Source organism: Cysteiniphilum sp. QT6929, assembly GCF_030035755.1.
Lineage (GTDB): Bacteria > Pseudomonadota > Gammaproteobacteria > Francisellales > Francisellaceae > Caedibacter > Caedibacter litoralis.
In genome coordinates this window covers 1,641,160-1,655,903 of the sequence record NZ_CP103983.1, presented here as the reverse complement: position 1 = coordinate 1,655,903, position 14,744 = coordinate 1,641,160, and the positions used below count along the sequence as shown (strand labels likewise).

Annotated in this window: 12 protein-coding genes and 1 pseudogene; 3 read left to right on the top strand and 10 right to left on the bottom strand. The window is 37.2% G+C overall.

Annotation, left to right across the window (positions count from 1 at the left end; all coding sequences use genetic code 11):
- Positions 1-76: 76 nt before the first annotated feature.
- The 9 genes from NYP54_RS07220 to NYP54_RS07180 all read right to left on the bottom strand — a co-directional run bounded on the left by NYP54_RS07220 (position 77) and on the right by NYP54_RS07180 (position 9,154).
- A complete protein-coding gene (locus tag NYP54_RS07220; RefSeq protein WP_283155942.1) occupies positions 77-1,207 on the bottom strand; it encodes a hypothetical protein in 1,131 nt (376 codons plus the stop codon).
- The gene (locus NYP54_RS07215) at positions 1,191-2,831 is read right to left on the bottom strand and encodes an ATPase, T2SS/T4P/T4SS family (protein ID WP_117003083.1); all 1,641 of its coding nucleotides are present in this window, start codon (positions 2,829-2,831) and stop codon (positions 1,191-1,193) included. Before NYP54_RS07215 ends, NYP54_RS07220 begins: the two co-directional genes overlap by 17 nt.
- Before the next feature lie 20 nt (positions 2,832-2,851).
- A complete protein-coding gene (locus NYP54_RS07210) occupies positions 2,852-3,364 on the bottom strand; it encodes a hypothetical protein (RefSeq protein WP_283155941.1) in 513 nt (170 codons plus the stop codon).
- On the bottom strand, positions 3,354-4,790 hold the full coding sequence (locus NYP54_RS07205) for a hypothetical protein (protein ID WP_283155940.1): 1,437 nt from the start codon (positions 4,788-4,790) through the stop codon (positions 3,354-3,356). Before NYP54_RS07205 ends, NYP54_RS07210 begins: the two co-directional genes overlap by 11 nt.
- Positions 4,791-4,807: 17 nt before the next feature.
- On the bottom strand, positions 4,808-6,424 hold the full coding sequence (locus tag NYP54_RS07200; protein WP_283155939.1) for a hypothetical protein: 1,617 nt from the start codon (positions 6,422-6,424) through the stop codon (positions 4,808-4,810).
- A 13-nt stretch (positions 6,425-6,437) separates the two neighbouring features.
- Positions 6,438-7,118: a TcpQ domain-containing protein gene (locus NYP54_RS07195; protein ID WP_283155938.1), complete on the bottom strand. Its 681-nt coding sequence runs from the start codon at positions 7,116-7,118 to the stop codon at positions 6,438-6,440.
- A 20-nt stretch (positions 7,119-7,138) separates the two neighbouring features.
- Entirely contained in the window at positions 7,139-7,963 is an 825-nt protein-coding gene (locus NYP54_RS07190; protein WP_283155937.1) for a hypothetical protein, read from the bottom strand.
- A 59-nt stretch (positions 7,964-8,022) separates the two neighbouring features.
- Positions 8,023-8,568 carry a type 4 pilus major pilin gene (locus NYP54_RS07185; protein WP_283155936.1) on the bottom strand — a complete coding sequence of 182 codons (546 nt, stop codon included), beginning with the start codon at positions 8,566-8,568 and terminating at the stop codon, positions 8,023-8,025.
- Between the two features lie 439 nt (positions 8,569-9,007).
- Positions 9,008-9,154 carry a hypothetical protein gene (locus NYP54_RS07180; RefSeq protein WP_283155935.1) on the bottom strand — a complete coding sequence of 49 codons (147 nt, stop codon included), beginning with the start codon at positions 9,152-9,154 and terminating at the stop codon, positions 9,008-9,010.
- 29 nt (positions 9,155-9,183) lie between these two features.
- On the opposite strand from NYP54_RS07180, the gene NYP54_RS07175 reads away from it, so the two are divergent.
- From NYP54_RS07175 to NYP54_RS07165, 3 genes and pseudogenes are all read left to right on the top strand, one after another.
- Complete coding sequence (locus tag NYP54_RS07175) at positions 9,184-10,371, top strand: IS66 family transposase (protein ID WP_283155934.1); 1,188 nt, start codon at positions 9,184-9,186, stop codon at positions 10,369-10,371.
- A gap of 65 nt (positions 10,372-10,436) precedes the next feature.
- Positions 10,437-11,822, top strand: a complete 1,386-nt coding sequence (locus tag NYP54_RS07170; protein WP_283155933.1) for a hypothetical protein — start codon at positions 10,437-10,439, stop codon at positions 11,820-11,822.
- Between the two features lie 31 nt (positions 11,823-11,853).
- Positions 11,854-12,057, top strand: a pseudogene (locus tag NYP54_RS07165) (transposase); the annotation flags it as partial.
- 467 nt (positions 12,058-12,524) lie between these two features.
- On the opposite strand, the gene NYP54_RS07160 reads toward NYP54_RS07165, so the two are convergent.
- Positions 12,525-14,726 (bottom strand): hypothetical protein, encoded by a 2,202-nt coding sequence (locus tag NYP54_RS07160; protein WP_283155932.1) that lies wholly within the window; start codon positions 14,724-14,726, stop codon positions 12,525-12,527.
- Positions 14,727-14,744: the final 18 nt, after the last annotated feature.

Below are 14,744 nucleotides of genomic sequence, written 5' to 3'. Positions count from 1 at the left end.
GACAGCGCTCAAGAGTTATACACCATCCATTTATAAACAATTCCCCTATAATAAACACCCCATCCTTAAGAACTTTTTAACGCATACTGTCTGATAATGTCGCCACTGAAAAATAAAAGAAGCCAATGTAACTCATCGATAAAGCTAAAATGACAAATCCCAGCATTTTCATCTTCGCTACAATCGCATTGATTTCTGTTTCTAAAACACGGTCACTTAATGCGAGTAACCCTTCTTCAATCGCACCCGCATCGGTATAAATATCTAAAAGTAGCGATGTATTGTTATTAAAAAGGTTCACACTTGCTAACGCACGTCCAGCTGAAACGCCATCCTCTGACATCATTTTTCTCATCCTGCTAATATATGGTTTTAGATAATCTGAACAATTTGTTTCCATCAACATAAACGCCATATTAAAACTTTTGCCTGAACTAAGCAGTGATGCCAAAGAAATCAAAACACTCGTTGCCTGAATCCTTTTATACTCGGCAAATCCCCATAGTTTATCAAAGAAGCGATAGCGCACATGAAAAGTCCAGCGCTTAATAAGTATTGGGATCATTATAGCTAATACAATCGCAATCAATACAATATGCCAAGCATGACTCGTGATATAGCTATTTAATGCAATAAAATCCGCAATATTGCCAGATATATTATCAGCAGGTAATGACGCTAATAGCATTGGGATCACCTTGAGCGAACAACCAATAATGACTGCAATTAAAATCAATGTTGCAATGATTGGCATGATCATCCCAATTGCAATTTTCTTAGTTAATAACGCAAACTTCCTAGTCAATTGACTGGCATAATCAAGTGCATTAATGGGATTATCAAAATTCGCCTTAATCATCATATGTTCATTTGGCAGAATATAGTGTTTAATCACTTCATCAAAGGTCATACCTTCATACTCAATTCTCCTAATCCAATCACTTAAAATCATCGATAAAATACTATTATTAATTGATCGATAATATGTGTACTTCTCTTTAAGAGCCACCAGTGTGCCGTAAATACTCAAACTACTATTACTCATCACCAGAATAATATTTTGATATAACGAAGCTCGCACGCGATTAGAAAAAAACAAACGCAAAACAAAAATCAAGACGATAGGATATTTTTTAATATTCCGATTATCTATTTGGCTTTTATCTTGACTAAATCTCATCTTGAAACGATCAAATATTGACTTCATTACTCACCTCGATTTGATCTAGACGCCCCATTTTGTACTCATACATCGCCGGACACAGTAAACCTGATAACACCTTTGACAAAGCATGAATAGCCATACTTTGCCCACCGGTTTGATACCATATTTCTTTTGCTTCACTTATTCTCCCTAAACGCATTTTTTCCAATAATGCTTCTGTGGGTATAAGCACCTCAGCAACGACTTCACGACCAATAACGGCTTTATGATCACAGTGATCGCACCCATCACGATTGGCAAAACGCACATGTTGCAGTGCCTTGCAATCATGACCAGAGTCACGATTAACTTGTTCTAATCTATGTAATACCGCACAATCTGGATAAATCGATCGATATTGATCATAGCTCCAAGAGCACTCAGGACAAACTATGGGTACAAGGGTTTGATGAACGATCATAGACAAAAACTTGGGTGATAATAGTACTTCTTTGTCAATACCAATACCCATTAAACGCTCAACACACAAAAATGCATTTTGAGCATGCAATGTTGTCAAGACCTTATGCCCAGATTGCACTGCCTGCTGCAATAATACGGCAGATGAACGATCACGAATTTCTCCCGCCATAATAACATCTGGATCTAGGCGCATTGCTGCTTTAAACGTATGGTTAAACTTCTCTAATGTCATTTGACTGGTATCATCTGCTGTTTCATGCACGGGGATTTGACAAGCCCCATCAATAATATATTCAGGCGGCGATTCAATGGTCAGTATTTTTTTCTGACGGTGACAACGATCCACCATCAACTTCAAAACCACAGATAATGATGTACTCTTTCCCGAACCAGTTTCACCTGAGAAAATAATCACGCCTTCTGGTGAAACTAGTGCCTTATCGATCAGCTCAACTTGCTCAGATGCATAGCCTAATGAGTGTATTGTCTGGCTCTGTTTTTTCCCCATAGACAATACTCGCATTACGACATTATAACCGTAGGGGTATAGTGGTGTACTTTGAAAACGCAAGCGATAAACCATACCTTCGATATGCTGATCAATAACCGCTTGTTGCGCTTTATTGTATAGATCTAACTGTTTATCAACTGTACCATAATGCCCTTTAGTATTATAAATCGCTCGCAAGATCTTAAGCATCACCTCGGCATCATACGCTTTATGCAGATATACCAATCCATTAATACGATGCTTTAACTCAACGCGTGTCGCCGTTGCTTCAATATGAATATCAGACGCTTTATGATCTACTGCTTCTTTTACGATAGTGTAAAATTCACTTAAAATACCAGTGTCAATTTCGTCTCTCAAAGACAACGTAATGAGCTCATCTAATAATGAAGCAACAACAGGCTGAACCATAATGGTCAGACCCTCTTTTAGATAGCTCTTTCCTTGCTTTTTAATATGTTCATATCGCGCCTTGGGAACCTCATTAGAAATAAATACAACGCCAATTTCTTGCTGTCCATTTTTAAGCGCCTTAGCAAAAACATATTGCTCTTTTTTAACGGATGCTTGAATCACATCTTGAATCACAAAATCTAGTTCATGTACTGAAGCAGCAGGACGATCATTACTATTTTCTAATGACTGGTAAATACCACCATAAATATCATCAATCGTTTGATAGTTATTGCTCATAACCCTGTACACCCAAAAATTTAGCTAATATCAACGCTGAAGGTTCTAGCATCATTAGCAAGATCAGCAAAAGTCACGCTATCAACATGAATAGACTCAACTTTGTAACGCTCACCAACTAACTGACCAACACTCAGCTCATATTTTTTTGCCTGAAACCATATAACAGCTTCCCATATATCCCCAACGTATGAGATCTCAGTGACACTTAACTCACTATGACCATATCTGGCTGAAGTAGTGTTTAACACTCCCTTAGATTTACTCGCCGCAGCTAGTTGACGCTGCAATTTATGATTTGTTATCTTTTGCTGCATGACCTGATTTTCGAGCGCCTGCTGCTGAATTTGCGTATGTAAATAATCCTGTGCTTGAAGGCTCTGATAATAGTGATGACTAGAATCAATCGCATAGGCTTGCTCTGAGTTTTTTGCCTGCGCATAAGCATTTACTGTGATTGCGCTCAATGCAAATAAAAGAGCTGAAAATCTCAAAAAGTGCGGATAAGTAGCGCATGATTGTTTATGCTTCATAGATTTCTCCTTTAACAATCCAAGAAACAGGTTTGTCTTGATTATTCTGTATTTCAATATTGACTAAAACAAAGGTATTTAATGCTTTTGCGATTGCTGTTAATGATATTAACTCACGCATGCTATGCCCTATAACAGTGATCCCATGTTTAGCAACACCATAAGCGAATTGAGGGGGGATTAATTTGAAGTCTATCCCTCTTAATTTCAACTCCTCTACAAATTGATTAAAGCGATAGCTTTCAGCTGCTCTATCTTTCAAACGTACAATTGACTGGTCAGTGGACGCATGTGCGTTATGAATCAACTTAAAGAGCACATTCGTCATATTATCAGCCGCCTCAGTCACTGAAATTGCTTGTAATGACTGAATATGATTAAATGCTGCCTTTGTTAGCGCTACCTTATGTTTTTTATTATTTAACACATAAATTACACTCACATCATCCAATGCCCCTGTCTGATAACTAACTTTTTGGATATGCCATTGCAATGCCGAGGTAGGTAAATTCCCGATAGCATTGACAAATTTAATAATCAAAGGATAAGCATTCTTATACTGAATGTCTGATTCGACTTTCTGAATATAGGCTTTTTCCTGCTGTAGTTTCATTTCATTAGTATCTTTATTGTTAGCGCTTTTTGATGATGTATTATTTGAAAAATACATATATCCTCCTGTAGCTAATACTAGCGATAGTACACCGTAGCTAATGAGTTTACGCCTTGATTTTAAAACACTCGCCTTGCGAGAAACAGGCTCACTATCTACTTTTTTAACACGTTTAGGCAATGCCTTAATCACAAACTGGCGTGAATCTTTGTCTTTAATATTTATCAATAATTGCGCGAGTGCATTTCTTTTGATTAGTTTCCTATCAATAGCAAAATCTAGAGCAATCTTATCAATCAACAAATTATCAACCTGCGTGTCACACTGTATAATTTGCCTAAACACATCCGCTGAGAAAATTCTCTCTAAATAGCGTAAGCATTGATACAAAGAAGTCTCATCAACAATCATATCGCCAGATAATTCAATCTCTCTATTTGATGCCTTTATATCACCACTTTGAGAGATTAACTCTTGATTAACAGGTAGTTTGACCGTAGGTAAGATCACACCATTTTTTACCGCACACAACCAGTACTTATCGATAGAATGACCTTCCTTATCAAACAAACGAAAGATATAAATAGCATCTTTTGCTAATAATTCACTTAATACGCCCGCAAGTGAAATGGCGCCGACCACCTCCATTGAGGTTACATTTGACGGCATAGCTGCAGCAATATTTCGCTTCACATCCATCACAAAGCTTTGACAGTCAATATGATAAAGTGCATCAAATAATTTATGTTGACTATCCGCAATAAACCAAGTTAACCCAATGGCATAACGTTTATTGTCTATAGCAATAATCATATGTTTCTCCACAGTCGTTAACGTATTAGATAAGGTGTGACAACAATCACCGTAATCGTTGAGTTATTTAATGCAGCTTGCGAACCGCCTAGCATCCAAGTGCTTTGTGGACCAACACTATCGGTTTGTGCATTGTCTTTTTTATCTTCAAAACCGGCTAGAATAACCGTCTGACCCGACTTTAATGGCACTGACTGCATAAAACTTTTGTTACGAATAGATGGCAGTTTAATGGTTTGTGGCTCGGTACTACCATGAACAGGAACTTTTGATTCATCCATACGCACCAAATTGGTTAAATTGACACTTAAATCAACCAGAATTTCATTACCTTTAACGACAATCGGCAGAACCTTAATTTCATAGCCTTCGTTGTATTCACCAGCCTTCGCTGATCGTTGCACAACTGTTCCATTGCCACTAGGCGTTACCACAACATCGACACCTTTGATATATGCAGTTGTTGTTGATACTTGAATCGGCACAGGACGCCCACTGACGGTATACATGGTTGTACCTGTAACATGTGTTGTTTTACCCATCGTCTGTAATGCTTTAATAACTAAGATCGAATCACTCCACGGTCCTGATGAAATGGCACCAGCTAAAGTACCATATTGACTAATGCCTGTAATATTGTCTGTTAAACCTGCTGGAGTATTCCAGTTAATCGCACCTTTAGTTGTCTTATAAAGAGCACTCCAGTCAAAACCGTAACCTGAGGTGTTTTTCTGATCGACATCATAGACATCCAGCCTAATAACAACTTTTTTTCTCGCCGTGCGATTAATCTCTTCCAGATATTGAGAGACTTGACGCATCAACAACGGGGTAGTCTTGACTGTAATCAAGTTAAGTGTTGAGTTTTCATCAACACTGCCCAATTGACCAATAATCGATTTTATGGTTTTAATGACAGCTGCCCAAGGGTTATCGTACTCTGCTTCATTTTCAGTCTTTAGTGAAGCAGATTGATTAACACCGGTGCTTGAGTTACTACCAACCTTGGTTGTTGTCTTAATCTTATCTGTTAAAATATCAACATGGAATGTCTTTGTTTCCATTCGAAAAAATTCAAGTGTATTTCTACTTTGATCATACTTCCAGAAAATACCCAGCTTAAATGCAAAATAATCCAAAAATCCGGCAATATCACCCACATAGTCACAATGTATCATCACATCTTGAATATCTGCGACTTCATAAGCAGCTTTGTCTTTCTTCGCTACATCATCTTCAGACATAGCAGCATGCTCACGCTCAAGAATATAGGCAATCGCGCCTTCCGTAACAATAACTTTAGCTTGCGTAATTTTCTGTATCTTTGTGATTAAGCTTTCGAATGTGACGCCTGTTGCGGCAGTAGTATATTGAAAGGGACGTTGGAATATTTGAGGCAAAGCATTTTGCGCTTGAATATCAATAAGATCACCTTGAACATATGGCTCATCACTTACCGTAACAAACTGCTCCGATGCGGGTTTTTTCAAACTTGAGATCATTTCATTTGCTTTTGCAATATGATCATCTGTATTTTTATCCACAGTTTTATAAATCGCAGTGCTGCATGCTGTTAGCGACAGCAATAAACCGCTTAATAACAATCCACATAGTGTTTTTGTATTATTTTTCATAAGGCAACCTTAATTAATTTTGCATGACAACCATATTGGAAGAATATGACTTGGCTTTAATCACCAACACATGATTAGCTTTTAGCTCTGCCTGTAATGGGTGATCAGCTTCTTCAAATGCCTTTAACAAATTATTCAATGCGCCATCTTTTGCAAAAAGTTGCCCTTTAAACACAGCGGATGCAGCCAGCTTATAGTCAACAGGTGCTTCCCATATCAGCTTAATCTCTTGATAAGAAAGCCAGCGCTCAATCGTCTCTTTTAAGGTTTGCCCCTTTAAGACATAAAAAACTTCTCGAGGATGCTTTGCCAACAAATCAGCCTCTTGTTGCGTTTGCGCAATCGCAACGATTTTACCCTCAAGATTAATGCCAGCCATATAATGCGAAGGCTCTTGACTAAAAATCTTGTATATCTCACTGACTGAAAGATCTGCCACTAGATTATCCGCAACAATCAACGTAAAACCGTTATACTCATCATCAGAGACAATCTTAGCTATCCCTTGTGATTTCTTTATATCGATCTCAGCACAATGTTCAGATAAAGCGCAATTTGGACTAACTACTTTTAAAAAATCGCTTGAAACTAGCTCTTGTGCCAACACATGCTGACAGGACAGCATAAGTATCACTAAAGCCGTTAAGGAACTAACTAAAAACGTTAGCTTATGCCAAATTCTATTGCTGTTCACTTTCTGTTACCTTTCCTTTTTCATACTTTTCTTTCAATATGGATATAAATAAACTGCGAATTAAAATCTCTTGAATCAAAAGCATTCGTGGAATCAATATCAACATCACATGCAAATTGAGTAGGTGTTACCAATGAGTTTTTTTGCTCGCCCATACACACCGCAAATTTTAACCTTGGTGTGTCAATCAAATTTTTCTTTATATTTGCCAACATTCTTAACGCCAGACCACTTTCGGCTTTGCCTCCAAGCTCAGGATATGGCACACGTAACACTACAGATTTAGGTGTTTCATTACTCTTCTCACCAATAGGTTGCAGCATAATATTTATAGGCTTTAGATTTAAAAATCCAGCATATGCGATCTTTTGATTTGTACATTGGCAATATAAATTGCCATTATTACTCGACCAATTAACTGGTTTATTTGCATCAACACAAGATGTGAATGACTGGCTTTGTGAAACAGGTGGACGACTAATACCACAAACAGCAGATAAATTAGGATCTTTATAAAACATCTCTAAACTTACCCATCCACCATTTTTTTTGCTTTCACTGTACCATTTTGTCCAAATTTCAGTTATATCCTGTTTCAATGCATTGTTTTTATTAAACATCTCTATTGGCTCATAAATCGCATCCCCTATGGTATTAGCAATACTTATCATCTGAGTTGCAGCAGTCTCCGCTCGATCAAGCTGTTGTTTTTTAACCAAATGCATATATTCATTGATTGCAATAACCCCCAAAATCACCAACGATGCCATGAGTGAAATTAAAATATAGCCTTGTTGCTTATGCTTTAATTGACGGTAATTTTGTTTCTTGAGGAGTTTGTACATTTGGTTGTTCCTGAATTTAAAAAACCTGTGAGACAAGGCAGTTTGGCATCTGAGTGAATTTATCTTTTAAAAGTAAATTCAACTGGATAATTTTTATTAGCTGATGCTTCACATGAGGTTGATATTGTATTAGGATCCATTTTTGCTATAGTTTTAGCATCTATTACTATACTTTTTGCATCAGACATTAGTGCTGAGTTAGATAATGAATCACAAGCCTGCTGGGACATACTATCAAATTTGATAGTATACTCAGTACCATTAGCCACACCATTAACAGTAAGTTGACCTCCAAATGGTGTCACAATATTTTTAACACCTAAACCACTTGTATTAATATATTTCTGAGCAATACGGTCACTCTTTATTAACAAATTATCGTCAATTACTCGACCTAAATCCATCTGTGTAACATCATGTATGGTCGACTGAACAGCGCCCATTAAATTTGTTGTTTCTAAAATACGATTTTTCTGTGCAGCCTTGGCAAACTGTGAAATCACAATCGCTGTTAACACCCCAATAATAACGAGCACGACCATCAACTCAATCAATGAGAACCCTTTCTGCATGCTTGTTTGATTTGTTTTGTTTATTTTTTTCATCTTTATTTTCTCCTTTTTGTTGTTAAACTCTTAATTAGTTTTAATACTATCTATATTTTGTTTGCTAAATTACTTGAAAGTTAGTTCTTTTATCAGCATTATTGACTTTGGCCTGTTCATGACTAATCCGCGATAACAGCATCCTTATCGCAAATCCAAAACACGTATCTAAACCAAAATTTATTATGCCATTTGTCTGTAAGCTCAAGGTACACAGTCCATGTTTGAAACTCAATATCCAGAGCCACTATCGGACATATTGACAGAGTTATGCCGATATCAATCAGCACTTAAATTTAAACCCCATATTTCCCCTTAAACTACAAAAAACGTAACAATGACCAGCTCTTTAATTACCGCATCAAATAACTACTTGAGAAACCAACCAACCCGATAACCATTTACTCATAATCCCTTATTTAAGTCACGCCACAAGATGTTAGACTATGTCACCAAATGCAACATAGACACCCATCATGCTATCAATAAAACACTTATGTAATAATAAAAATAAGGTAACTACCCAGCAGGTTAGATTTTGATAAACAGTAATTTTTGGCAATTTTTCCAGATTTGATGTTTTCATTTGCAAATAAATATGGCGTAATTTGATCGATGGATATGAAACTAGAAAAAATGATTCAAGAGCTATTGGCTAGAATCGACACGCTTGAGCGTGAAAATGCTCGATTAAAAGAGGAGATTGAGCAACTTAAGAAGCGGCTTTCCAAGAATAGTCGTAACAGCTCAAAACCGCCTTCAAGCGATGGTTTGTCACGTCCTAACAAAAATAACAGTGTCAGCGAAAAAGGTAAACTTAAATCCAAGGCTACCAAGAAGAAATCAGGTGGTCAAAAAGATCATAATGGTAGCAATCTTTGGCAAGCTAAACCAGATGAAGTCGTGACTAAATCTGTAACGAGTTGCGATCATTGCCAGAGCGATTTAAGTGACACAAAAGCACAAGGCTATGTAAGACGCCAGTTACATGATCTACCTGAAATGCCAAAGCTTAAGGTGATTGAATATTGTCATGAGAAAAAGTGTTGTCCGAACTGTCAGAAATATACGACGGCAAGTTTTCCAGAAGGTATTAATGCGCCAGTGCAGTATGGCAATAACCTAAAAAGCTATACGACGTATTTGCAAAATCAACACTTTATTCCTGAGCAACGCGTTCAGCAGTTGTTAGAGGATTTATTTGGTGTCAGTGTAGCAAAAGCCAGTATTGCAGAGTTTAGTCAAACATGTGCTGATCAATTGATTGAGTTCGAGCAAATGGTGTTTGATAAGCTAAAAAGTGCTCCAGTTAAACATCTAGATGAAACTGGTTATCGCATATGCTCAAAAACCCAATGGTTACATGTTTGTTCAAATGCGGACTATACTTTTTATCACGTGAGTCCTAAGCGTAAATCTCTACTGACTGGTCTAACAGGTGTGGTGGTTCATGATCATTGGAGATCCTATTTTACACTTGAAGGTGTAAGTCATGCATTATGCAATGCTCATCACTTGCGTGAGTTACGATCTTTAGCTGAAGATGGCGAGATTTGGGCAAAACGTATGATGAGATTATTGAGGAAGAGCTGTCACTTGGTGAATATATCTGATCAATCAGTGTTATTGCCTGATAAACAGGCTTTAATCAGCAAAATTTATGATCGGATTGTAGCTGATGGTCTTAAATACCATGAGATTTTGATGCCTTTAGCAAGCACTGGTAAACGAGGTAAGAAAAAACGACGAACGGGGCACAACTGGGCGCATTCGCGATTTGTGGGTAAATCAGCTGTAGTTTAACTTGAACTGAATGCGATACTTATGTACAAATACCCTACTGCCTTTAAAACATAAGCAAGTTACGGATGAATTTAGCTGAGCAAAACCTAGAAACGATTCAAAACGAGATATCAAATACAATAGTAGAACTATCTAAGCTTAATACCGTTACGGAAAATAAGCTTGATAAAGATCGTATTAAGCATGCACAAGATCTATCAAGCAAACTCTCCGATTTATACGCAGCATTAAGTCACCAAGAAAAAGTGCTTAGCGACTCATTTAAAAAAGATGAAAAAGCACAGTTAGATGCCACAGGCAAGCGCTATATTTTCAAAGACTACAGGGCGACTAATGTGATGTATCGCAATGGTAACCGTTTTGATATTTATATGCCCTACTATCTTTTCAAAGGAACAAATAAAGGCAAAGGTACAGGCTGTAAACCAGGCTTGCAATTGCTAGGCATTCACCATGCTGTATCCAATGGTTTAAGCACCTATATTGCGATGCTTTCGGCAGCATTGAGCTCATATGATGAAGTCAAAAAGCATCTGGCTAAAATCAACATCCATTTGTCAGTGGCGTCAATTGTTAAGATCAGCAAACACATCAGTAAATTAGCACGCCTAAGTCAGTCGGCTGAAAAGTATTTATCAGGATTTAACAACACCAACACGATTGTTGTATCGATAGATGGTGGTCGCATTAGAATACGAAGTAAAAAGCGAGGTCCAAAGACAGCTAAGAGGCGTAATCGATTTAAGGGTCAGTGGCGAGAGGTTAAGCTATTTGTTATTTACGTGGTTGATGAGGAAGGTAATAAGATTAAGAAGGAGTTGCCGATTATTGATGGCATCATTGGCAGTCCTCAGAAGGCGTTTAATTTACTCAAAAACTACTTGGCGGGACTTGATTTAAACACAGTGAATAATCTTGTTTTTGTTGCTGATGGAGCCCCTTGGATTTGGAAGCGTATTAATCAACTTCTTGAAACGATGACATTACGATCTGACATCAAGGTATATCAGGTTCTTGACTATTATCATGCGATGGAGCATTTAAATGCTTTAGCTAAGCAGCTTTATAAAAGTAAACGTGATCAGAGTAAAGGGGTAAAGTCGTGCAAGGAGCTTTTGCATGCCGGTAAAGTTGATGAGTTTATTGCAAAAATCAAGCTGGATAGTAAGCATAAAAAAGGGAAGCTGGTTAAGTCAGAGAAAGGTTACTTTATTAATAACGCCGATCGTTTAATCTATAAAACATGCAAGGATCATGGTTTGCCTCAAGGCAGTGGTGCTATTGAGAGCGGCGTCAGAAGAGTTGTTAATCTCAAAATGAAAGGTAACTCCATTTATTGGAAAGAGGACAGCGCTAATGATATGTTATTCATACGGTCTTTTTACAAGGCTGGGCGATGGGAAGATATTGAAAGAATGGCTTATGCAGGCGGGTTAGCAATGGCTTCCTAAAATACCCACAAATTGCGAATGCGCCCGGCACAACTTATTATTACGATTGCGTGATTACAAGAATGACGTGCTTAGATTTATCTATGATTCAGAAGTTCCTTTTACTAATAATCAGGCTGAAAATGACTTGCGCATGATGAAGGTAAAACAAAAGGTATCAGGCTGTTTTCGTAGTGAAACTGGCGCTCAAAAGTTTGTGCGTATTCGCACATTATTATCGACTGCTCGCAAACAGGGTTGGAAGATTATTGATACCATTGCGGATGTCTTTAATGGCAAAGTTCCACAGTTCAATTAACAAGCTGCTGGGTAGTTACAAAATAAGTTGAGTTTCAATTATCCTCCTCACCCGCGCAGCTTAAGCTGCACGAGCGATCCCACAAGGGGAGAGGTGCTAGCTGATGCAACTTATTCTTGATTCATTACTATCAAGGTAAATTGCTGAGTTTTGTTATTGTTTTAATCGATGTTTTTATTCAAATATCTCAAGGGTAAGTTTGGGGATAAAATCAATGCTATTTGTGCAGGCATTGGAATCTCAAAAATGTACTGAGATTGCTGCTTAAAAAACATTACAATTAATGATTACAGCTAATAGGCATGAGCTCAGCCTAGGAGTTCCCCCTGCCTTGAAATTCTCAAAATAGCATATATTTCAACCTGAATGAAAAACACCCATTAAATAAAGCTTAGTAGCTCACGCTATTGAAGCTGTTTCTGTACCTTTACCTGGCTCAGCCACTTCTTACCATTTTCAGCTAATAGCCACGTTTGACCTGCCTCTGTTTGCAACCACTCTACTCCAGCACTAGAACCCAAAAATTGGTTAAGTTGTGAATTTTGTACATACCCATTAGTTGCATCTAATTTATTAACTAGTTGCTGCATTATAATTTCCTGACCGGCATCGGATCTAACAAAATTAATACCTGCTGGTGTATTTAACCATTTCTGACTTGTTGATGATGATAACACCCCGTTATCTTGACTCAGCCACTTCTTACCAGTTTCGGCTAATAGCCACGCTTGACCTGCCTCTGTTTTCAACCACTCTACTCCAGCACTAGAACCTAAAAATTGGTTAAGTTGTGAATTTTGTACATACCCATTAGTTGCATCTAATTTATTAACTAGTTGCTGCATTATAATTTCCTGACCGGCATCGGATCTAACAAAATTAATACCTGCTGGTGTATTTAACCATTTCTGACTTGTTGATGATGATAACACCCCGTTATCTTGACTCAGCCACTTCTTACCATTTTCGGCTAATAGCCACGCTTGACCTGCCTCTGTTTTCAACCACTCTACTCCAGCACTAGAACCTAAAAATTGGTTAAGTTGTGAATTTTGTACATACCCATTAGTTGCATCTAATTTATTAACTAGTTGCTGCATTATAATTTCCTGACCGGCATCGGATCTAACAAAATTAATACCTGCTGGTGTATTTAACCATTTCTGACTTGTTGATGATGATAACACCCCGTTATCTTGACTCAGCCACTTCTTACCATTTTCGGCTAATAGCCACGCTTGACCTGCCTCTGTTTTCAACCACTCTACTCCAGCACTAGAACCTAAAAATTGGTTAAGTTGTGAATTTTGTACATACCCATTAGTTGCATCTAATTTATTAACTAGTTGCTGCATTATAATTTCCTGACCGGCATCGGATCTAACAAAATTAATACCTGCTGGTGTATTTAACCATTTCTGACTTGTTGATGATGATAACACCCCGTTATCTTGACTCAGCCACTTCTTACCATTTTCGGCTAATAGCCACGCTTGACCTGCCTCTGTTTTCAACCACTCTACTCCAGCACTAGAACCTAAAAATTGGTTAAGTTGTGAATTTTGTACATACCCATTAGTTGCATCTAATTTATCAATGAATTCTACAAATTTTATATCCTTTTCTATACTATTATTTTGGTTGTATATAGATAAAACATCATCAAAATATTCCTTATTTAATTTTAAATAAGGGATCAAAAAATCAGAGTTTTTATTTAAAGGCTGTATTAGCACATAACTAACATCTCCTCTCTTGCCTTTAATTTTCCCTAATACACCATACTTTCTCTCATTTGACAAATTATCAACCTGATAAGTTGAGCTGATAAGTTGCTGGTTATTACCGTTTGTCTGAAAGTAACTTTTAGAATCTACTAGAAAACTAATTAACTGAATTGGGATAAAACGATTGAACTCTTTAGTTAATTTATTTACATTTTCAACTGAGTTATGCTGATCTCCTCCTAAATTTTTCAATACAGATTTCGCACCTTGAATGTCTACCTCAGAAAAATGATGACCAACCTTAGTATTATCTAATATTGTATATAGAGAAACCCATAACGACTGATATTCATCTAAATTTCTGTCTAAGTAAATGGAAAAATCAACTATTCGCCAATAATTAGCATAACCATCAACCATGGTTTTAATTAGATAAGTATACCTTTTGTCAGATAGTGCATTGAAAGCTGTCTCTTTACTTTCACCGTTTCCTGTTATACTTATTTTTATTTTTCTATCTGTATTACTTTGGACATTATCCTTATTTGTTATGTTGAGATAATTTCCCTCTTTTGTTACCTCAATATTACTGTCTGCAGGCTGAACTTCCCACCCCCAGATCTCGCTCTCTATCACACCTAACTGGAGGTTACTTTTCTTAACATCGACTCTCACCTGATGTGTAACACCAACAGGAATATTTTTAGCCTCTTGACTAATATCCATCAAATTATGCGTGACTAATTCATGACTACCCTGTGAATCATTGCCATTCCCACACCCAGACAAAAGCAAGGTAGGCATGACAATTGATGTAGCAATCAAAGCACTGGCAAAATAGCTACGACACAATGGATTTTTAATAGATTTAAAAGACATTTAAATTACTCTCCTTTT